The organism is Helicobacter sp. T3_23-1056, assembly GCF_053654535.1.
The window spans coordinates 18,408-38,603 of record NZ_JBSIUU010000004.1 but is presented as its reverse complement, the minus strand read 5'-3'; the positions used below and the strand labels follow the sequence as shown (position 1 = coordinate 38,603).

The window sequence follows — 20,196 nt, the reverse complement described above, 5'->3', positions numbered from 1 at the left end:
TTTTGTTATTTTTATCCTAACCACAATTTTTAACAATATCTAAATGCCATTATTAGAAAATCTTTGATTTTGACACCAAATACACAAAAAGTAACATTTGATACATTCATAAACCCATACATAAAATTTATGTAAAAATTTTGTATTTTATAACCAAAGTTTTGTATTATTATCGCTATGACAATGAGAATCCAATAAGCAAATAAAGCCAAAATCTGCGACAATGACTTGCAAAAATCAAGGCAAAAAAGGAGAGAAAATGCCACAAAATCCCTCAAATATCTCAAATCGTGTGTATTTTTTTGCGACTTGTATCGGCACGGCGGCGTATAGCGACACTTGTGTCAATGCCATAAAGCTATTGCAAAACGCAGGCGCGCAAGTGGTGTTTAAAAAAGACCAGACTTGCTGTGGGCAGCCTAGCTTTAATTCGGGCTATTATGATGAGACGCGCAAAGTCGCCTTGCACAATATGGAGCTTTTCGCGGAAGAGATTCCCATTATCGTGCCTAGTGGCTCTTGCGCGGGAATGATGAGGGTGGATTATTTGGAGCTGTTTGAGGGGAGCGAGCATTATGAGCGGGCGAAGTCCTTTTGCGCGAGAATCTATGAGCTAAGCGAATACTTGCTAGCAAGGGGCGTAAATTACGAGGATAAAGGCGAGCGCACAAATATCACTTGGCATAGCAACTGCCACGCCCTCCGCACCGCGAAGTGCATAGAATCCGCCAAAACCCTGCTAAAAGGGCTAAAAAATGTCAATCTCATCGAGCTAGAGCGCGAGGAAGAGTGTTGCGGGTTTGGCGGGACATTTAGCGTAAAAGAGCCAGAAGTAAGCAACGCAATGGTTACGCGCAAAGTCCAAGACATACAATCGCGGGGCGTGGAGTATATGATTTCAGGTGATGCGGGTTGCTTGCTTAATATCGCGGGGGCTATGGCAAAGCAGGGCGTGAGCGTGAAGCCTGTGCATCTGTATGATTTTTTGGCACAGCGAATCGGCATAGCATAAGCACAAAATCGCACAAAAAGCGTAAAAAAAGTTTAGATTTGAGAATTTAAACGCTTTAGCGAGCAAGACACAAAATCAAAACGGCACAACACAACAAAGGGAGGCACAATGAGTAGCACAAACCAAAATCTAAGCACACCGCAACTAAAAGCAAAATACCACAGCGCAGTGGCAAAAGGGCTAAGCAACAAGCAACTACGAGAAAATCTACTGCGCGCTATGGATACGCTAAGGGGCAATCGCAAAAAACTTGTTACTACGAGGTTTGTCGATTGGGAGGGCTTGCGAAAAAAGGGCAAAGAACTCAAACAAAAAAATCTAAAAAACCTTGATAAAAATCTCTTACAATTTGAAGCAAACGCCACCAAAAATGGTATGAAAGTGCATTGGGCGCGAGACGCCAAAGAGGCAAATGAGATTATTTATGGCATTATGCAGCAAAAAGGCGCGATAAAAATCCTCAAAGGCAAGTCAATGGCAAGCGAGGAAATCGGGCTTAATCACTTTTTAGAATCTAAAGGCATAGAGGCGTTTGAGACGGATTTGGGCGAGGTGATTATCCAGCTAATCGGTGAATCTCCCGTGCATATTGTCGTCCCAGCCATTCATAAAAACCGCTATGAAGTGGGGCAGATTTTCCACGAAAAATTGGGCGCACCGCTAGAAAATGAGATTCCAAAGCTAAATGCCATCGCGCGAAACTTTATGCGCAAAGAGTTTCAAACATTTACTATGGGAATGAGCGGGGTAAATTTCGCTATCGCAAATGAGGGCGCGATATGGCTTATCGAAAATGAGGGCAACGGGCGTATGAGCACCACCGCGCCTGATGTGCATATCGCAATATGTGGAATCGAAAAGGTGGTAGAGAGCTTTGAAGATGCTGCGATACTAGATTCTATGCTTGCGCCTAGTGCGGTGGGGAGCGTCATCACCTGCTATAACAACATCATCACTTCCCCGCGCAAAGAGGGGGAAAAAGACGGACCAAAAGAAGTGCATATAATCTTGCTTGATAATAACCGCTCAAATATGCTAAAAGATAGCCACTACTACCGCTCGATGAGCTGTATCCGCTGTGGGAGCTGTCTAAACCACTGCCCTGTGTATGACAAAATCGGCGGACACGCCTATCTAAGCACATATCCCGGACCTATTGGAGAGGTGATTAGCCCGCAGATTTTTGGGCTAAATTCTTGCTCGCCGATGCTTGATTTGTGCTCGCTGTGTGGGCGATGTAGCGAGGTGTGCCCTGTGGAGATTCCATTAGCGGAGCTCATACGCGATTTGCGAAGTGAGCGCGTGGGACAGGGGCGCAAAGTAGTCAAGGCAAATGGGGAGTATGGGGATTTTGGCACAAGCAAAAGCGGTGCAAAAGGTGCAGATTCTAGCGGTGCAAAGGGATTACACACGCAAAATCCAACCGAACAAAGCGCGATGATGGGCTTTGCAAACCTCGCTACAAGCCCTGCTAAATGGCGATTTGTGATGGGCTTAACGGGGCTAGCCCCGCTTGGCAAGCCTTTTGCTAGCTTTGTGCCATTGCTTAATAAATGGGTGAAATATCGGGCGTTTCCAAAGGTGAGTAGCGGGCTTCACGCCAAAGTGCAAAAAATGCAAGGAGTGATTTATGAGTAATGCAAGTTTGAATGGGCAAAATCCGCAGAATCTACAAAATCCAAACGGCGTGGATTTAAGCGCGCAATCATTAAGTGCCAAAGCCTTGAGCGCAAAAGATGAGATTTTAGCACGAGTTGGCGAGGCGATTGCAAGCAATGCGCATATCCCCCATATCGCGCAAGGCGAGCCAAGATTCCCCCAGCCAATCCATCTAAGCGGGAGCACAAAAGAGGCTTTGCTAAGTGATTTTAGAGAAAATCACACCAACAACAAATCGCTGATTGTGGAATCTAGCAAAGCCGACTTGTCCGCGACAATCGCAAAAATCATCGCTGAAAATGACGGCGAAATAAGCGCAAATGAAGCGAGTGTAAAAGAGATTTTATGCAACTGCGATTTAGACTGCGAGACAAATGCGCTAGATGGCGCGCTAAAAAGCGCGGGGTTAGAATCTTACGCGCTTTTGCCTTATAACCAAAGCGTGGATTGTATGCGTGATAGGCTTTTTGGCATTAGTGTGAGCGTGGTGCAGGCGCGCTGTGGCATAGCGGATTTGGGTGTCATAGCACTTAGCTCAAATGCGCTTGCCCCGCGCCTAAGCTCGCTTATTACCAACATTTGCATTTACTTGCTCCCAAAAGAATCTATCGTGCCAAATATGCTTAGTGGCGTGGAGTTTGTCAAAGGGTATGAACGCAAACGAAGTGGCACGGAGGTTTTGCCTAGTAATATTATCTTTGTGGCGGGACCATCGCGCACCGCAGATATAGAGCTCCAAACCGTCTTTGGCGTGCACGGACCGCGCAAGACTTATACGATTTTGTATTAGGATTTTGCAAGTCATTGTGAGGTTTGGGCTATGTTTTAGACATATTTTGCAAATGCTAAAAATATGTTGAAAGCTATGCTAGCGTGTTTTTGCGTCCTTTTGTGTCTTTTTGTGGGATAGGCAATAACACCACCGCGCTACATAGCAAGCAAATCCCACATAGCACAAAAAGCCAAAAATACCCGATAAAATCTAAACTATACACAAACACAACGCTAAACACCGCTTGTGCCACACCAAATGCAAATGTCAGCACAGAGGAAGCGTTTGCAAAATACTCCTTGCCGATGAGCTTTAATGCAAGTGCGTTTGTAAGCGTTACATTGCCTGTGGTGGTAAATCCCATAATAAACACGCTTACATTAAGCCAAAATCCATTTGTGCCAAACACAGCGATAAAGCACGACATAGCTTTGAGAGTAAGCACTAGTAAATGTGCGTTTTTAAGCCCGATTTTATCGCTTAGCACTCCACTTCCTAGTGAGCCAAGTGTAGCCCCAATCCCAAAAAATGCCCAGCTAGCCCCTGCCAAAACTTCGCTAATCCCCAAATCACGCACCAAATAATCTACCCAAAACAGCGTATGAGGTAAGTAACCAACGGCGTTTAACACATAAGAAATGATAAGTAACCACAAAAATGTCGAGATTTTAAAATTTGAATGTTTTTCTGTAGATTTTGGTTTGGGAGGATTTAGCGTTTTTAGGGTAAAAAGCGCAAAAACAAACGCGCAAAAACTCACAAAACTAAGCAAATACCACACAATATCAATCCCGCAAATGTTAACAAGACTAGGCAGGATAAAACCGCTTGCCACCGCACCTATGCCTATCCCACTAAAGACAAATCCACCCACACTTCCTCTGTATTTCTCGCTTGCGTAAGGGAGCGATAGTGGTGCTGCTAAAATCATAAGACTAGCACTTGCACCCCCTGCGATAAATCGCCATACCCAAGCCCACATAAAAGGCAAAAACTCCACACTGCACGCTAAAAAGCTAAGTGAAATAATAAAAAGGGAGAATTTGGCAATGGATTCTAAGCTAATAAATCGTTGCAAGAAGCTGATAAAAAGAGAGCCAAAAATATAGCCCACCAAAATAGCGATACCAAGCTGATAACTCTCACTTTGGCTAAGCCTCCCTGATAGGATAAGTAGCGGGATAAGCACGACATAGCCAAAGCGAGCCAAACCATTTGACACAAAAGTCATCAAAAAACAAGAAATAATGCGGAGCATTAGAATCCCAAATTTTTTATTAGTGTAGTGATAGCCTTGTCTGAATCATTTAAAAAAGTGGAAGCAATAAAAGGTCTAGGTAGAATAAAAGTATAAAATTTGATTCCCTCCGTTGGTAGTCCTAGTATAAATAAATTTTTTATTGTTTTATTATTTTTTGTAACCGATTGAAAGTTGGAATCAATTTGCAAACACTCAAATTCTAAACTGCCATTCTTAAATTTAGTTGCTAAACCGTTACAAATCAAAGATGACAATAAGTCATCATCTTTGATGCTCAAACTATCTATTCTTGCATTTATTAAACGGTCTACCTGATATGTATTAGAAAAAGAATCTATCAGTTTAATTTTGTTGTTATTCGCACATTGCGTTCTTGCACTACTTAAAATCTCAACATTGCCTACCTTTATAAGAGCTAACAACTCTTTGATTTTTATAAGTGGTGGACCCACACATAATCTATTGTTAAGTGGGACAAAAAATTTTATAAAAAAATTATAAGATTCCTCACTTAAGCCACCAAAATCAATGCACAATCTTAATATATCCCTCACATCACGCAATACATCGCAAGCTGCTTTAATGGGGCTAGTTAAATTGCCTAAAGAGGCTTCTTTTATGTCTTGTTCCAAATATTCTATAATTTTGTTTCTAAACTCATTAGCATTTTTTGAAGTTCCTATTGGATTTATAAGTTTTTGAAAATCAAATTGAAATTTTTTAGGAATATATTTATCTATTAGTTCGCGTTGGTTTTTAAGTAAAATGTATTGATTCTTAAATGTGAAAGAATCCTCGATAGACTGATATGTGGCTATATATGTATAGCTATATACATATTCCATTTCCTTAATTATAAGTGGTAATACTTCCTTTTCAAAATCAAGTTTTAGACCGTTTTGAAGTAATTTGTTAATTTTTTTTGTTGTAAAAAATAATGGTTGATATTGTTCCCTTACTTCTTTTTGTGTAATCGCTCTAGCCATAAGTGGCAAATTAGACCTAGAAAAAGCAAGTATTTTAGGTTCTTTTCCTGAAGGAAAATACACTAATTCATCATTTATAGTTTCATAATGTCCACCATAACCGCTAGTTAATAGTGTGATTAAATCTATTGCACTTAACCCGAGTCCTTTTATTGCTACAGTGTCCTTATGCGACAAATTAGCCGTAGCTATATCTGTTGGGTATGCTGAAACTTCATTTAAATCGCTTGTTTGTTCTGGGTGTCCTGTGGTTATAAATATAGCATTAACTTCGATTTGAGTATTTTTACTTGTTATGACAAAGTTACTTTTTTGTTTAGATACACTTTGCGCTTTTTCTTTTATTATATGCAATGTAACATTATTTGGGCATAACCCTCTAACAAATAAGAATGAATATTCTAGGTATTCGCCGAGTAACGACCTCGCATAGTATCCATTTTTCTGTGCTTTGTAACCTTTCATAAGTAAAAAATCATAAAAATTTGGACCCTTTATAAAAAATTCATTTTTGCATATTGTCTCATCTGCAAAAATACTCATTTGACTTGCAACAGTATTAGCTAGTAAGCGACTAGATTGGGTAATTTTATGACAACCACTACCTAAAGAATGTGGGTCAAATATATAAACATCAATTTTTCGAGTAATATTATTAGCAAGGATTTTTGAAATAAATCTCTCAAATATGCTTAAACCTCTTGCGCCAAATCCTATAATAGCTATTTTCGACATAATATAACCTCATATTTTAATAATAGCAATAAAAATGGCACAACACTAACATAAAATTGTTAATTTTATGTTAAACTTTGTTGTTTTTATTTCAATATTTTTTAAGGAGGCACAAATGCCATTTGTAAATATTCGTATCACAAAAGAAAACGGCGAGCCCACAACAGAGCAAAAAACACAACTAATCGAGGGCGTAACAGATTTGCTAGCCCAAGTGCTAGGCAAAAACAAATCTAGCACCGTAGTCATCATCGATGAAATCCACACCGATGACTACGGGCTAGGAGGCAAGCCAATCACGCAAGTGCGAAAAGAGCAAGCAAAAAAATAGCCAAATCCCAAACAAGTAGGCAACACAACAAAATAAACTAAAAGTCAAAAACTTGCGCTAATTTTTAGTTGCAGACAATCATAATACAAATCAAATTGTTTTCAAAAAGATGAAAAAATCAGCGTAAGTGCGGCAAGTGCTTTGTGTGCCTACACACAAAACTAGGTATACAAAATCTATGCAAAAATCTAGTCGTGCAAAATTAAAAAGAGACTTTGCGTAATTACGCTTTATAATGTAGTTTTAAACGCATTGTTAGTCGCGCTAAATGGCACACTAAATAGCGCGAAGCTAGAATCCACACTTTTGTCTTGCTTACAAAGCGTGGATTTTATGCGACATAAATCATCAAATTAGACTCTTTATCTCATCATTTTGCAATAAACAGCTAAAAATATGCTTTCGTCTTGGCATATTGCCAAATTTTACTAACATATCGCCCTTGCCTAGTAGCTTCTCTGCGCCACCTTCATCAAGTATGATTTTAGATTCGCTCTCTTTGCTTACGCGCAGGGCGATTTTGCCATCGATATTATTGCGCAGTCCTTTTAGCAATGTGCCATCGGGGCGTTGTGTGCCTAAAACCAAATGGATTCCCGCCTGCCTAGCCATTTCAGCAAGTCTTGCGATTTTATCTTTTATGCCCTTATTATTTTCGACTAGATTATTTAGCTCATCGATGATTAACACTCGAAATTTTAACCCCAAATCCTGTATATTATTTACGCCTGTTTCGCTCATTTTGGCATTTCGCTCGTTCATTTCATCGATTAGATTTTCGATTATGTCCCCCGCTTCTTGCATATCTATGATAAGCTTGATTTTTAAGCCAAATACCCTAAAATCTATCCCGCCTTTTGGGTCTAGGACGATGATTTCTGCGTTTGGATTTTGGGCTAAACACACTATCATTGTTTGGATAAACTTAGTCTTGCCACTGCCTGAAGTCCCTGCCACAAAGCAATGTGGCGCATCTGCTAAATCAAAACAAAGACTATTTGTGTCAATGTCATTCCCTGCATAAATGCCTAGCTTAAAATCGTGCTTTTTTAGAGAATCTAATCCCTGCTTAAATTCTGCTAATCCCAAATTTTGCCACTTATCTTGTGGCTTTGCGATTTGGATAGCATAGCCCTTAGAGATTCCCTCGATACTTTCATACAAGATAGGCATTCCAAACTCATTGCTAAGATATTTTGCATTGCGCTCAAAATACTCAATCTTGCTAGAATCTTTTAATTCGATTTTGCAAATATGATGACGATATGACTCTTCTTCGTTTATCAAGTTGATAGGGATTGCAAAACCACTAAAATATTGTTTCACACGATGAAAAAATGTGGAGTTTAGATGCTCGCTCCTTATATCTGCATTTTCAAACCCCATATCGCCACTTGCCACCATATCATTCCTTGTGTCATTTATGTTGTTAAATCCCAAATTATCCATACACCATTGATAAATGCAATCACTATGTTTCCACGAATTATGCAATTCATAAAGCCCCCTATGGATATACTTGCCCAAAATCTCTGTATATTTTTTCTCATCGCTAAAAATATCGATATTATCCCCATCTAGCTCATCTTTGTGCTGGACATATAGCAATGCGCGTAAAGCAATATCAAAATCCTCTATTTTGCCTTTTCCCTTGCCTGTGAGTTCTTTTAGGTGATATTCCTTGCCTTTTTCGCCACCTTGAATCATTTTATCTTGCCAGCTTGGAGAATCTAGCGTGATTTTAGGGCATTGCAAAGCCCTAGCCAATGCCACTCTTATCACAAAATATTTAGGAAAATCATTATCGCTAAATCCTAAGTTTTCGCTATATCCAAAGCCATCTTTTCGCACTCGGTTGATAAATAGTTCCTCGCTTGCGTTTGTATAAAAATCTGCCATTTTGCACTCCTTAAATGTCTTTTATAAAATCTCACTAATATCAGCAGGCTCTATATGCGCACAGCTTCTATTTTCGCTATTTTGGATTTTGTATAGCCCTGCTAGATTTGGTTTAGCGTATTGATATTCTTTTAAGCCTATTTCGCCACTATGAGGCAAGATGATGACTTGATTGTCCTGTGCGTAATATTTTGCTACGATATTTGCGCGATTAGTCGCATCGATTCTGCTTAGGGGCGTATCGATAATTAGCGGGATTTTAGAGTTTGATAGCTCGCTTAACGCCCAAAATATGCAAATAGCTAAAATCTGCTTTTGTCCGCTACTTTGAGATTCTACGATGATAGCTTCGCCATCTTTATCACGCAGCTTTATCTCAAAATCAAGCCCGATATGCAGCTCGCACACATTATCATTTGGCAAGATAGCCTTGTATTTTTCTAAGATTTTATCGTGGAGCTCTTGTCTTAGTAGCTCGATTAGCTTGTCTTTATACTCGCTAATGCAAGCACACAAATACTCTATCATTTTTAGTTTGTTGTCTATGCGCTCGGTATTTATGCTTTGCTCTAAGCTATATATTTCTTTGGCAAGCATCTCTTTTGTGTTTTTTAGATTCTCAATCTTTAAGAAAAATTCATCTCTAAATAATTGCAAATGCTTCTTTTGCCTCTCGCATTCTTGCAGTTGAGAGGTAAGCTCATCTTGTTTGATTTGAGTATATTCATCAAAGTTTAGCTCGGATTGCTGGGATTTTAGCATTGCGATTTGGGCTTTTAGGGATTTGATGTTTAGGATTTGTTTTCGCGGACTTATCGATTCTAGTAAAATCAGCGTTTCTTTGATACGCTCTATGTGATGGATTGGCAATTTAGAGTATTCTTTCGTCATTTTAGATTCTAGTATGTTTGGCATTTGCTCTAAAATCTGATTGCAAATCCTAATAAAATCCTCTATCGTGCTTGCTTGGTATGGCAAAGAGCGCAATGCCTGCTCTATGTGGGATTGTATCTGTGGGGTAAATTTTTTTAGAGAAGTTATATCATCTTTTCTAGTGCTTTGGTTTATGTGTTGTATATGCTTTTTTAGCCCCTCTACTAAGCTAGCATTGCTTGCAAAAATCACGGATTTTATGGTTTCACTTAGCTCTTTTTTCTCTTTTTGCAATGCTTGTTCTTTGTTGTTTTTTTCGTTGATTAGTTGCTCTCGCTCTTTGCTAGAATCCGCGATTAACTTATCCAAACTTTTTCTTATATCTCGCTCTTTTTGTTCTTTTTCCTCTAAAAATTTTTGATTTGCGATTAGTTGATTTTGTCTATTTTGCAAATCCTCGCTTATGACTTCTAGCTCTTTTTGTTTTGTGGCTAGATTGTTTTGCTGTGTTTGATTTGTGGCTTCTTTAGAGATTAGCTCATCGCGGAGTTTCCCTGCTTGTTTTATGATAATCTCAAGCGGGCTAATCTGCAAAATCTCTATGATTTTTTCGCGCAGTTTTGTGCGGAGATTATCACTAATGCTTTCAATCTCCTCGCCATCAAAAAAGAAAAATTCCACAAAATTTGGTGGCAAAATACCATTTAATCGTTGCTGTGCCTCATCATTTTCATAAGTTTGCCCATCTATTTGCAAAAATAGTGTTTCTTTGATTTGTGTTTCTTGCACATTTTCCCACGCCCTTTGTATGCAAAATGTATCGTCATTTAGTTTGCCATTAAACCGCACGAAAAATTCTTGTCTGCCCTCATTTAGCGCATTGCGGTTGAGAATCCCACGCCAATCGTTTTTATTGCCACGAATAAACCTTGTGTAGCTACTCTCTTTTGGTGCAAATCGCTGTATCACAGCTGGGATTTTCTCACTTGCCCCGCCCGTGCCTAAAAATAGCAATTTCGCACAGCGGATAAAGCTAGTTTTTCCAAAACCATTATCCCCATAAATGCAGTAAAGATTCTTGCCATCTTGCCTTTCAAAATCTATACTTTGCTCTCCATAATAAGCAAAAAGATTACAAATAGTGATTTTGCTAATAAACATTTATGCCTCCTTAAAGTTGCGTTGTGTAGCTTTGCTCTTTTGTGGTTTTGTCATCTACAAGTTTTTCTATTTCGCTTTTTATTTGCGCAAAAGTTGCGATATGTTTGCGCGTCTTGCAAATCTCAATGCTTTTTGTGATAAGATTTGCAATGCTTGCAGAATCTAATATATCTACATTTTGTTCTTGTTGCGTGGTCTCTACCACCTCATCTAAAATCTCCTTATGCAAAATGTTGCTTTTTTCCATTTTTACTCCTTTTAGTCTGTGAAATTTTTGCGCGATTGTTATCGCGGTGTGGGATAAGTCAAAATCCTTACTCCATTGGGATTGGATAGCTAGCAGTTGTGCATCGCTTATGAGATTTTGCCTAGCATTTGAAGCACTCCCCTCACGCTCGCTAAAATCTAAAAACTCCCTCTCCGCGACCAAAAGTCGCTCTAGCATTTCTACGCGGATATGACTTAGAAATGGTCCTAGCCCGCCTACCTTATACACCGCACGCCCATCGCGTTTATAGTCCGCCCTAGCATTAGAATCTTCACGCAAATCTTTAATATAGTTGCGAAACTCATTTAATGGCTTTAGGTGCGCTTCACCCGTGCTGATAAAACCCTGCATTGATTTGTCCTCATTTACCACCGTGCATACCCAGCACCCAAAGCGTGAGCCACCACAGCTACTTTGTGCCAAATCCGTGATAAATTGGCATTCATCGCCACTTGCTTTTGAATAAAGCGCGAAAAGCTCACTATGGTCTTTGTCCCACAATGGCTTATGAGATAGCAAATATCCCCACACAGAGTCCGTGTCCCACTCCGCGATAGGTGAGTATGTCAGCGTGTCAGGGAAATCGTGGTGCTGTGAGTAGCCGTCCTCATTTAAGATTCGCTTCTCAATGGATTTTTTGCGGTTGGTTGATTCGGCTTTGCGTGAGCCTAGCAATAAAATGCACGAGCCAAATTTTTGCGTGATTTGTGCGACTTGGGCTTTTGCGGGGTTTATCTTTAGTCGCTCTGTGCACCAGCGAAATGTGCGTGTGGGGCTTGGATAGCCTTTGCCGATGAGATTTACCCAAAAGTCATCTTTGATACTTGGCTCTACGATGATGACTTCAAAAGGGATATTGTGCGCTTTTGCGTGGGCATTTATCGAATCAATAACGGCGTGTAAAAATCTATCAATATGCGGGGCTTCTACAAGCGTATTTGAGGCAATCGCGTAAGTAGGACGGCGCAAATGCGGTGGTAGAGAAAAGAGCATTTCATAGACTAATTGCAACACGCAAGTAGAATCTTTGCCCCCGCTAAAAGTAACAACCCACGCTTTTTTGGTAGAGAGATATTTTTGCTTTAGTGTGGCGATAGTTTGGGCGATTAGGGGGTTTGATTCTTGTGGGCTTTGTGCTTTTTGTGATTTTGATAAGTGTTGGCTTTGTGCTACATTATTTTGTGGGGCGTTTTGTGATAAAGCATTATCATTGCCCTCGCATATCTCTAGCCCCGCATCATACGCCTCCATAATCCCGCATTCAAGATAATACAAACTATCGTGCGCATAGAGGGCTAAAAAATCGCTATTTTTTGCAAGGCTTTGGGCAAAAGATTTTGCCCTCACGCTACTAAAGCAGATGATTAAAAGCGGTTTATGGAGGTTGTTTTTAGCAGAGATTATTTGGGGGCAGATAGTCGGGGGGGGGGGAATAAATACTAGATTTTAATAAGCTCATTACTTGTGGTATATCGCTTGCATTGTGAGAATCGCACAAATGCGCACCCAAAAACGCCTGCTTGCCACGAATATCGATAATGCAAAAATCTTGTGGATTTTGCTTGAAGTCATATATAGATTTTGCAGAAATGATAGGCATATAGACTATCCTTAAAAGTTTTTTAGCAGAGAGCATTATATAATGTATTTTGCTTTTTTGCACCAATTTGCACCAAATCTTGCAAAACTAGCCACAAATCACACAAAATAGCAATGGTTTTCTTAAAATTTATCAAATTTTAAGGATAAAAAGCCTACGATTGCAAGGTTTAATGTTGCATTAAAGGCTTAGAGGCAATTTCTAAAATTAAGATTCTTGTTGTTATGAAGTTTTGGCAAGTTTGGCAGAAGTAAGATTTGACAAAAAGTTTTAGCAAGATTTTGTAATTTTGTGAATGTGGTTTAGGATTTTTAATGAGGCATTTGAATCTTACTTTTGGAGCATTGTGATGAAAAGCATTTATGTAGGGAATCTCCCCTATTCTACGACAAATGAAGAAATGGACGCGTTGTTTTCGCAGTATGGTAAAGTCCATAGCGTAAAGCTGATAAATGACAGAGAAAGTGGCAGACCAAAGGGATTTGGGTTTGTCGAAATGGACGATGAGCAAGCCCAAGCTGCGATGAGTGCGCTTGATAATACGAATTTTAACGGCAGGACTATCCGCGTAAATGAAGCAAACGCTAGAAAACAATAGCGCGTGCTAAATACTACAAAACGACAAACGATAGGCAGGGGTTTGTGATGTCTGCGATTGTGAAGCTACCGCAGGTAGAGTTGCTACATTATACACCGCTTCCTATCTGCTCAAATGCGATTCGGGCTTGTTGGCAGAGCTTTGATAAAAGCGATAATGGTGGCGAAATAGACAAAAAGCTAATCTATCGCGTAGGCAATATCAACAAACACAAATCCACCCTAGAGCATCTCTACTACAACTTCTACATAAAAGGCATTTCAAGGGCGTGTTTGCAAGAGATAGCAAGACACCGCATCGCCTCTTATAGTGTCAAATCCTCCCGCTACACGCTAAAAGAACTCAAAAAAGCTGATATTAGCACGCTTGAGCTTGCAAGCAGATTTATCAAACTCACAGGCAATGAGCTAGTGGATAACGCTAGTCTAAACGCGCTAAAAGCATTGCAAAACCTGCTAAATGAGCCAGATATGAAAATGGATTTTGCAAAGTTTGCTATGCCAGAATGCTATCTAACCGAGCTAGCGTGGAGTATCAATGCTAGAAGTTTGCAAAATTTTTTGGAGCTTCGTAGCTCTCATTACGCGCTGTGGGAGATACGCGAGCTTGCAGAATCTATTTTTGAGGCATTGCCTAATGAGCATAAATATTTGTTTGTAGATTCTATGCAAAAAGAATCTAATCAATAATGCAAAAAGCGCAAGAATCTTTTTTTCGCTTTTTTTACCTTAACGCAAAAAGTGCAAGAATCCCCTTTTTCACTTTTTTACATTCTCACTTTCCTACTTTTTTAGCTTTCCGCTTTTTCCGCTTTTTTACTTTTTTACTTTTTACTTGCCCGCTTACTTGTTTTTCTTTTTTCACTATCCACATACAAATCGTAGAAATACTTTGGCTTCTTGCAAATCCTAAGTATTGCAATGGATTTGTCATTATTGTGAGATTTTGCGACTGCAAGATTTTGTGCGACTGCAAAATTTGGCGACTTTGTCAAAGGTTGCAAAAAATCGTGGCAATCCACCCTCTCATCGTCATTGCGAGAATCTGCAAGCGTAGCGAAGCATATTCGTGGCAATCCACAAAAAAATTTTGTCATACTTAAGCGCAAGCGAAGTATCTAAAAAACCATAAAATTGCCACGATTCTAGCCTTTTTGACAAAATCTTATAATCTAGCAATGACAAAAAATACGCCAATAAATAATATTGCCACAAGATTTATAGCCTCTCACAAATCCACAAAATCTAGCAATGACGAAGCAAATATATCTTGTCATATTTTAGTAGCGCGGTAAAAAGTATGACAAGATTTCACACTTTTATGCTTTATGACAACCCTAGCCATACAGCTCCAAACCAAATACATTTTTATGCCATATTTCATTGCTTTTAAGCTAAGTTTAAGCAGGGGGGGTAAAATCGATTTTTATTTTATCGCAAAGGAGCGAATATGCGCAAAGTATTAAAATATGGCTTAATGGCGTTATGTGTGTTTGGTATCGTGGGCTGTGGTGATAATGTAGAAAGCAACGAAAAAAATATCGGACAAAAGGCATTAAAATCATTAGAAAAACTATGTGATGATGGTGACAGCGGAGTGTGCTTAGAATTGGCTGGGAAAAACAACTACGATGAACAAAAAGCATTGGAATATTATGAAAAAGGCTGCAATGGCAAGCCTGCAGGAGAAAACATAGCTATTGGAGAATCTTGCATAGCAACAGCAGACATATATGCTAGAAAGTTAGAAGGCGATAAAGCTTTGCCATACTATATCAAAGCCTGTGAAATAGGTGGTAATTGTAGCGAAAGACTAAGGGAGTTAAACCCATCTGGGTATTTACAAGCGCAGAGCAAGGCTTGCACATCACTAAACAATAACAAGGCTTGCTGGATTTATGATCCATATATGAGTGATGATAAAGGATGGAATCTAGAAGCAATCACTAAATCTTGTGAAAATGGTGCTAGTGCGGCTTGCAGAGCAGTGTATTTTTTTATAAATGAGCAAGCGTATGCTATACGCGCTGTTGAACTTGATCTAGGGGAATACTCTAGCGTAATGGATAGGGCAGAACAGTATGGTAAAGAATTTTATAAACCACTTTATATTGCGTTGCATCCTGTTGTTGAACAACATTGCAAAAATGGGAATATTGGCGCTTGCCAAAAAATGCTTGATTATGAAAAAAAGTTTAATGATGACGAGCGTATCGAGATGGCAGAAGCGATAGAAAATTCAAAAAATATAGCCACCAAACAACTTGATACCTTATGTCAAACCAACAAGAGTGAATGTAAGTGGTGGCATGAAGAACAAATTAAAACTCAAACCAATGATAGAGAAGAGATGTTATCCCAGCTTTGTGAAAAAGGCTATGGCGGTTCGTGTAGTTTGTTAGGAGACATATATGCAGAAAAACTAGATGGCAAACAAGCAATAGCATACTATAAGAAAGGATGTGAGAATGGCTCGGATTGCGACAAACTATGGGATACACAAAAGGACGAGAAAGTAAGAGATAAAGAGATAATTCCATTTTTTAAAAAATTATGCGAAAATGGCAATAAACAAGTATGCAATAAGCTAGGAACATTTTACTTAGATTTAGATGATATTAAACAATCAGTGGCTTTTTATGAAAAAGGAGGAGCGACTTACGGAGTTTTTTATCGCATTTTATATCAAAATAAAGACAAAGACAAAGAGGCGTATTGGCTAGGCTACCATAGGGGCGACTCCAAAAAGGCTAGAGAATCTCTAAACCGAGTAATACGGACAAAAAATGAAATCAGAAGCGAACTTTTAAAACTTTGCCAAACACAGGGCAACCATTGTGGTTTGCTATGGTCTATTGCAAACGATTAAGCAAAATAGAGTTGTTTAATTTAATATGTGCGGTTATAAACCTAGCGAATTTTTGAGTAAGCAAATGAAAGTGTGGCTTAGTTTGGCAAATAGTAAAGAATAAAAAGAATACCAAGATTTTTGGCAAGTTTTGCAATAGTTGCGAGGATACAAAAGAGAAAAACAAGCAAAATATATTTTTCTAATGAGGGGGCTATGTGGAAGAAGTATCCCAAATCTGGGGCAGATTTTAAAAAAGCAAGAGGTATTGCAAACCAAAGCAAGACTAAGCCAAACAAAACCAATAATACCAACAATACAAAGCCCACAAATCCGCCACCAAACAATAAATAGTTGCGTATAGTTGCGTGTTTGTATGATGATTTTGATTTGCTTTAATCGTTTGAATCGCTTATATTATTCACGCAAATCCACACTCAAACTATCATTCTATCATTGCAAGTGGATTTTACAAAAATCCGCGTGGCAATCTATTTATTGGTTTTTACAAAAAGTGTGTTTTTGGCATTTTATAGCGATAGATTGCCACGCATTTGCAACTTTTTGACAAAGTCGCAAAATCTTCGCAATGACAAAAGGGTGTGATTATAGATTGCCGCGCAAGTCTTACGACTTGCTCGCAATGACGATTTTACCCACCCCCAAACCCCCTCCGCAAGGGAGGGTGAATCCACGCCAAAACCCCGCCACAAAAACAAACCCACAAAAAAATCCAATCCCACTACAAACCCCATAGATTGCCACGCTCGTTTCACTCGCTCGCAATGACAGAAGCAGAATCATTGTCTGCAATGACGGAGGCGGAATCATTACCCACAATGACGGTTGTGAATCTAAAAAAACCCACCCCCTAGCCCCCTCCGCAAGGGAGGGGGGAATCCACGCAAACCCTCGCCAAAAAAAACCAACAAAAAATCCAAAACCGCTACAAACCCCATAGATTGCCGCGCGTTGCCCCTGCAACGCTCGCAATGACGGGGTGTGTGGATTACCGCGCATTAGTTTTTGCAAAAACGCAAAATCTAATTGCTAGCAATGACAAAAGCAATGTTTTTTAGATATTTCCCTAATGCTTAAATATGACAACAATAAAAAATCTAAACAAAAAATGGAAAATCTAAATATGACAAGATTTTGGATACTTCGATTGCTTGTGCTACAATAGTATGACAAATAATGTGGATTGCCACTCTTACAATGGAGGGGGGAATCCACGCCAAAACCCCGACACAAAAACAAACCCACAAAAAATCCAACCCCATTACAAACCCCATAGATTGCCACGCTCGCGTTGCTCGCTCGCAATGACGAGATATCTCATTAACGCTCAAAATATAACAACAATGGAAAATCTAAACAACAATGGAAAATCTAAATATGAAAAGATTTTTTGATACTTTGGTTTTTGTAAGCAAAATCTAACATACAACAACAAAAACTCCAAATACCGCAAAATCTATTTTAAAATCAATCCAAAAACACCTGCCCATCATAAAATGCGCTAAATATTTTTAGCATATCAATATGCTCACTAAAATCGTGCGTGCGGATAATATCTGCGCCATTTTGCAACGCAAGCAGTGCCAATGCCAAACTCCCGCTTAATCGCTCGCTAGGATTTTGCCTGCCTGTGATTTCGCCTATGCTACTTTTGCGACTAGCACCGACTAAAATCTCACGCCCAAAATGCTTAAAATGCGCTAGATTTTGGATAAGGGCTAGATTTTGCGCGTGGGATTTGGCAAAGCCAAAACCTATGTCTAGCACGATTCTGCTTGCATTTGCGGCTTCTAGTTTATCGATTTTGCGTGCAAAAAAATCATCGATTTCGCTAAGCAAATGTCGATAATGCGTATGGCTAGCCATATCTTTTGGCGTGCCTCTTGCGTGCATTAGCACCACTTGGGCTTTGTGATGTTTGATTACTTCAAACATTTTTTTATTGTTTAGCCCGCTTACATCATTTATCATCACAAACCCGCTACTAAGCGCAAAATCCGCCACGCTAGGATTATAAGTATCGATAGAAAAATCCGCCCTCTTGGCTAGATTTTCTTTGCTTATAAATGCGCATATTTCTTTTAGTCGTTTTTTTTCCTCGCTTGGCTTTACTAGCTCGCTTCCCGGACGCGTGCTAGCTGCGCCTATGTCTATTAGCGTTGCCCCAGATTCTATGAGGGCGATTATGGATTTTATGGCTTGGGAGGTGGAGTGTCTAGAGTTGGCATAAAAGCTATCAGGGGTTATATTGATGATTGGCATAATGATTTTTGGGAATCTTTTGGCATTTTGGGCTAGATGAGATTCTAGTTTTTGAGCGATTTTTTTTAACCCAAATGGTTGGATTTTGCATTTATAGATTAGCTTTTCTAGTTGGGTGGAAGTAGCGATAAGCACCGCGCTATAAGGCTTTTTCTCCCCTAGTATCGCCTCTTTTGGCGTGGCTAAATCCCCGCCCGCACTTAATGCCTCTTGTTTTAGGATATGAAGGGCTGGCAGGCTTAGATTTTTTAGCGAAAAAGTAAAAATCTGCCCCTTTTTTTGCATAATCTTTGCGCCCATTTTTTCCGTGCCTATTTTTGTAAATGCCTGTGGCAAGAGCGCGCAATTTATCCGCTCTAAAATAATGTCTTTGCTAACGCCATTTTCAAAATCATTGCTAAAATCTTGTCTTCTTTTGGGGTTAGATTTTAGGCTAGATTTCAAGTTAGATTTTGAGCTAGATTTTTGGGGGGATTTTGAGCCATTTTTTAAAGCAGGTTTTGAGGGGGATTTTGAGGTAGGTTTTGAGCTAGAATCTAGCGCGTTTATCAAGTCTAGTTTTTGTTTTGTTTTGTTTGGCATTTTATTTCTTTTCAAGGTTAGATTTTTGTTTGCAAGTTTGGGTCGCGCTAAAATCTTAGCAAAATCTTATGACACGGTTTTGGTATTTTTGCCTTTTAGCAGTAGCATAAGTAGCAGGGGCGTTATCACAAGCGAGATTCTGCGGTAGTTTTGTAGCTCCAAAAGCGCGTTATCAAACATTTCTAGCTCATTTTCATCTAGCTTTATACCTGCGTTGTGTATGGCAAGCAGTAGGGATTCTATCATTTCTTTGCTAGCACTTTTGCTATTTTCACCTGCGTTTAGCCCTTTTAGAAAATCAAAGATTTTGCCTAAATCTAGCTTTGTTATATCAAGTCCAAAAGTCGCTATTTCGCTTTTTTCGCGCAAATCCTCTATGACTAAACGAGAGCGAATCGTAGGCAAAAGCGCGGTTTTGTTGCGCGTGATGATGATAAAATGGATATTGTTAGGCGGCTCTTCTAGGATTTTTAGCAATGCGTTTTGGGCTTCGTTGCGAAAATTTTGCGCTACGATGATGATGGTTTTTGTCTCTTTTTCTGCGATAAATGCCTCCGCGATAATATCGTGCGCATCGTCCATTTTTAGCTCTTCGCAGGCAAACTCACGCACGATTTGATTTTGGGATAAAATCTGTTTTTGCAGATTTTGCGCTTTTTCAAAAATATCATTATGCAAAATGATTTTGCCGATATGTTGCATTTGCCCTCTTTACATTTGCTTATGCTAAAAACTACCGCGATATAAGCTTACGCGCTATTCTAGCACCACTTTGCCTAGCACGCTAGCATACAATGCTTTTTCAAAAAGTTGTAGCATTTCAAGTAATTTATAATCCAAAAATTCATCATTTTCCCTAAGCGCAAAAGATTGCCTAACCCCCTCATTTAGCACCCAAAAAAGCCCATTTCCTTTGCCCATACACAAATCCGCCACAAGTGTATCGCTCCTACCTACATACCAAAACATATAGTCTTTATACGCGATTTTTAGCATATTGCGGATATTTTCCATATTTTCTTTTTGCAGGACAAAATGCGCGGGAAAAAGATTTTTTAGGCTAAATATGGGCAAAATAGGGCGAGGCTTGCTTAAATCATAAAATCTAGTAAGCGCGTAAGAAATAAACCAATCCCTCCGCTCATCAGTAGCAAGAAGCAATGCCCCCCCATCTAAAATATGCTTTATCACAGGCAGTGAAGTATCCGCCCAAACATTTCTTGCTACTTCAAGCCATAGCCTATCGTTTGTCCATTTTTTGCAATCATTGCGGATATTATCTAACAGCCACGAACGAAAATCCAAAGCCATACGCACTCCTTACATTTT

Annotated in this window: 22 protein-coding genes; 10 read left to right on the top strand and 12 right to left on the bottom strand. The window is 39.3% G+C overall.

Annotated features, from left to right (window positions below; genetic code table 11):
• Positions 1–29 precede the first annotated feature (29 nt).
• Positions 30–266, bottom strand: coding sequence for a hypothetical protein (locus ACWIUO_RS02890; RefSeq protein WP_454176441.1), 237 nt, complete (start codon positions 264–266; stop codon positions 30–32).
• On the opposite strand from ACWIUO_RS02890, the gene ACWIUO_RS02885 reads away from it, so the two are divergent.
• The 3 genes from ACWIUO_RS02885 (at position 260) to ACWIUO_RS02875 (ending at position 3,461) form a co-directional block, all read left to right on the top strand.
• On the top strand, positions 260–1,012 hold the full coding sequence (locus tag ACWIUO_RS02885) for a (Fe-S)-binding protein (RefSeq protein ID WP_454176440.1): 753 nt from the start codon (positions 260–262) through the stop codon (positions 1,010–1,012). The two genes, ACWIUO_RS02890 and ACWIUO_RS02885, sit on opposite strands and share 7 nt — an antisense overlap.
• A gap of 108 nt (positions 1,013–1,120) precedes the next feature.
• Positions 1,121–2,650, top strand: coding sequence for a LutB/LldF family L-lactate oxidation iron-sulfur protein (locus tag ACWIUO_RS02880; protein ID WP_454176439.1), 1,530 nt, complete (start codon positions 1,121–1,123; stop codon positions 2,648–2,650).
• Positions 2,643–3,461 carry a LutC/YkgG family protein gene (locus ACWIUO_RS02875; RefSeq protein ID WP_454176438.1) on the top strand — a complete coding sequence of 273 codons (819 nt, stop codon included), beginning with the start codon at positions 2,643–2,645 and terminating at the stop codon, positions 3,459–3,461. The genes ACWIUO_RS02880 and ACWIUO_RS02875 overlap by 8 nt, the downstream gene beginning before the upstream one ends.
• 73 nt (positions 3,462–3,534) lie before the next feature.
• On the opposite strand, the gene ACWIUO_RS02870 is transcribed toward ACWIUO_RS02875, so the two are convergent.
• The gene (locus tag ACWIUO_RS02870; protein WP_454176437.1) at positions 3,535–4,701 is read right to left on the bottom strand and encodes a YbfB/YjiJ family MFS transporter; all 1,167 of its coding nucleotides are present in this window, start codon (positions 4,699–4,701) and stop codon (positions 3,535–3,537) included.
• Positions 4,701–6,425 carry an FAD/NAD(P)-binding protein gene (locus tag ACWIUO_RS02865; protein ID WP_454176436.1) on the bottom strand — a complete coding sequence of 575 codons (1,725 nt, stop codon included), beginning with the start codon at positions 6,423–6,425 and terminating at the stop codon, positions 4,701–4,703. The genes ACWIUO_RS02870 and ACWIUO_RS02865 overlap by 1 nt, the downstream gene beginning before the upstream one ends.
• 115 nt (positions 6,426–6,540) lie before the next feature.
• Between ACWIUO_RS02865 and ACWIUO_RS02860 the strand changes: the two genes are divergently transcribed.
• The gene (locus ACWIUO_RS02860) at positions 6,541–6,756 is read left to right on the top strand and encodes a 2-hydroxymuconate tautomerase family protein (RefSeq protein ID WP_454176435.1); all 216 of its coding nucleotides are present in this window, start codon (positions 6,541–6,543) and stop codon (positions 6,754–6,756) included.
• 348 nt (positions 6,757–7,104) lie between these two features.
• Here the strand turns inward: ACWIUO_RS02860 and ACWIUO_RS02855 are convergent, their stop codons facing one another.
• The 4 genes from ACWIUO_RS02855 to ACWIUO_RS02840 are packed head-to-tail and all read right to left on the bottom strand — an operon-like array spanning position 7,105 to position 12,557.
• Complete coding sequence (locus tag ACWIUO_RS02855; RefSeq protein ID WP_454176434.1) at positions 7,105–8,655, bottom strand: FtsK/SpoIIIE domain-containing protein; 1,551 nt, start codon at positions 8,653–8,655, stop codon at positions 7,105–7,107.
• A 21-nt stretch (positions 8,656–8,676) separates the two neighbouring features.
• Positions 8,677–10,689: a hypothetical protein gene (locus ACWIUO_RS02850; protein ID WP_454176433.1), complete on the bottom strand. Its 2,013-nt coding sequence runs from the start codon at positions 10,687–10,689 to the stop codon at positions 8,677–8,679.
• Between the two features lie 10 nt (positions 10,690–10,699).
• On the bottom strand, positions 10,700–12,304 hold the full coding sequence (gene dndC / locus ACWIUO_RS02845; RefSeq protein WP_454176432.1) for a DNA phosphorothioation system sulfurtransferase DndC: 1,605 nt from the start codon (positions 12,302–12,304) through the stop codon (positions 10,700–10,702).
• A gap of 43 nt (positions 12,305–12,347) precedes the next feature.
• Complete coding sequence (locus tag ACWIUO_RS02840) at positions 12,348–12,557, bottom strand: hypothetical protein (protein WP_454176431.1); 210 nt, start codon at positions 12,555–12,557, stop codon at positions 12,348–12,350.
• 349 nt (positions 12,558–12,906) lie between these two features.
• Here ACWIUO_RS02840 and ACWIUO_RS02835 point away from each other — a divergent pair, with 349 nt between their 5' ends.
• Entirely contained in the window at positions 12,907–13,155 is a 249-nt protein-coding gene (locus ACWIUO_RS02835; RefSeq protein ID WP_454176430.1) for an RNA recognition motif domain-containing protein, read from the top strand.
• Between the two features lie 47 nt (positions 13,156–13,202).
• Positions 13,203–13,844, top strand: a complete 642-nt coding sequence (gene thyX / locus ACWIUO_RS02830; RefSeq protein ID WP_454176429.1) for an FAD-dependent thymidylate synthase — start codon at positions 13,203–13,205, stop codon at positions 13,842–13,844.
• Positions 13,845–13,978: 134 nt separating this feature from the next.
• Here thyX and ACWIUO_RS02825 read toward each other — a convergent pair whose 3' ends face one another.
• A complete protein-coding gene (locus ACWIUO_RS02825) occupies positions 13,979–14,251 on the bottom strand; it encodes a hypothetical protein (protein WP_454176428.1) in 273 nt (90 codons plus the stop codon).
• 57 nt (positions 14,252–14,308) lie between these two features.
• On the opposite strand from ACWIUO_RS02825, the gene ACWIUO_RS02820 reads away from it, so the two are divergent.
• The 3 genes from ACWIUO_RS02820 to ACWIUO_RS02810 all read left to right on the top strand — a co-directional run bounded on the left by ACWIUO_RS02820 (position 14,309) and on the right by ACWIUO_RS02810 (position 16,356).
• The gene (locus ACWIUO_RS02820) at positions 14,309–14,449 is read left to right on the top strand and encodes a hypothetical protein (RefSeq protein WP_454176427.1); all 141 of its coding nucleotides are present in this window, start codon (positions 14,309–14,311) and stop codon (positions 14,447–14,449) included.
• A gap of 155 nt (positions 14,450–14,604) precedes the next feature.
• A complete protein-coding gene (locus ACWIUO_RS02815) occupies positions 14,605–16,023 on the top strand; it encodes a hypothetical protein (RefSeq protein WP_454176426.1) in 1,419 nt (472 codons plus the stop codon).
• 195 nt (positions 16,024–16,218) lie between these two features.
• On the top strand, positions 16,219–16,356 hold the full coding sequence (locus ACWIUO_RS02810) for a hypothetical protein (RefSeq protein ID WP_454176425.1): 138 nt from the start codon (positions 16,219–16,221) through the stop codon (positions 16,354–16,356).
• A gap of 273 nt (positions 16,357–16,629) precedes the next feature.
• Here the strand turns inward: ACWIUO_RS02810 and ACWIUO_RS02805 are convergent, their stop codons facing one another.
• On the bottom strand, positions 16,630–17,022 hold the full coding sequence (locus ACWIUO_RS02805; RefSeq protein WP_454176424.1) for a hypothetical protein: 393 nt from the start codon (positions 17,020–17,022) through the stop codon (positions 16,630–16,632).
• A gap of 177 nt (positions 17,023–17,199) precedes the next feature.
• Between ACWIUO_RS02805 and ACWIUO_RS02800 the strand changes: the two genes are divergently transcribed.
• On the top strand, positions 17,200–17,331 hold the full coding sequence (locus ACWIUO_RS02800; RefSeq protein WP_454176423.1) for a hypothetical protein: 132 nt from the start codon (positions 17,200–17,202) through the stop codon (positions 17,329–17,331).
• A 159-nt stretch (positions 17,332–17,490) separates the two neighbouring features.
• Here the strand turns inward: ACWIUO_RS02800 and folP are convergent, their stop codons facing one another.
• The 3 genes from folP to ACWIUO_RS02785 all read right to left on the bottom strand — a co-directional run bounded on the left by folP (position 17,491) and on the right by ACWIUO_RS02785 (position 20,178).
• Positions 17,491–18,651, bottom strand: a complete 1,161-nt coding sequence (folP, locus tag ACWIUO_RS02795) for a dihydropteroate synthase (protein ID WP_454176526.1) — start codon at positions 18,649–18,651, stop codon at positions 17,491–17,493.
• Positions 18,652–18,933: 282 nt separating this feature from the next.
• Positions 18,934–19,569 (bottom strand): DNA polymerase III subunit delta', encoded by a 636-nt coding sequence (locus ACWIUO_RS02790; protein WP_454176422.1) that lies wholly within the window; start codon positions 19,567–19,569, stop codon positions 18,934–18,936.
• A gap of 54 nt (positions 19,570–19,623) precedes the next feature.
• Positions 19,624–20,178: a HobA family DNA replication regulator gene (locus tag ACWIUO_RS02785; protein WP_454176421.1), complete on the bottom strand. Its 555-nt coding sequence runs from the start codon at positions 20,176–20,178 to the stop codon at positions 19,624–19,626.
• Positions 20,179–20,196: the final 18 nt, after the last annotated feature.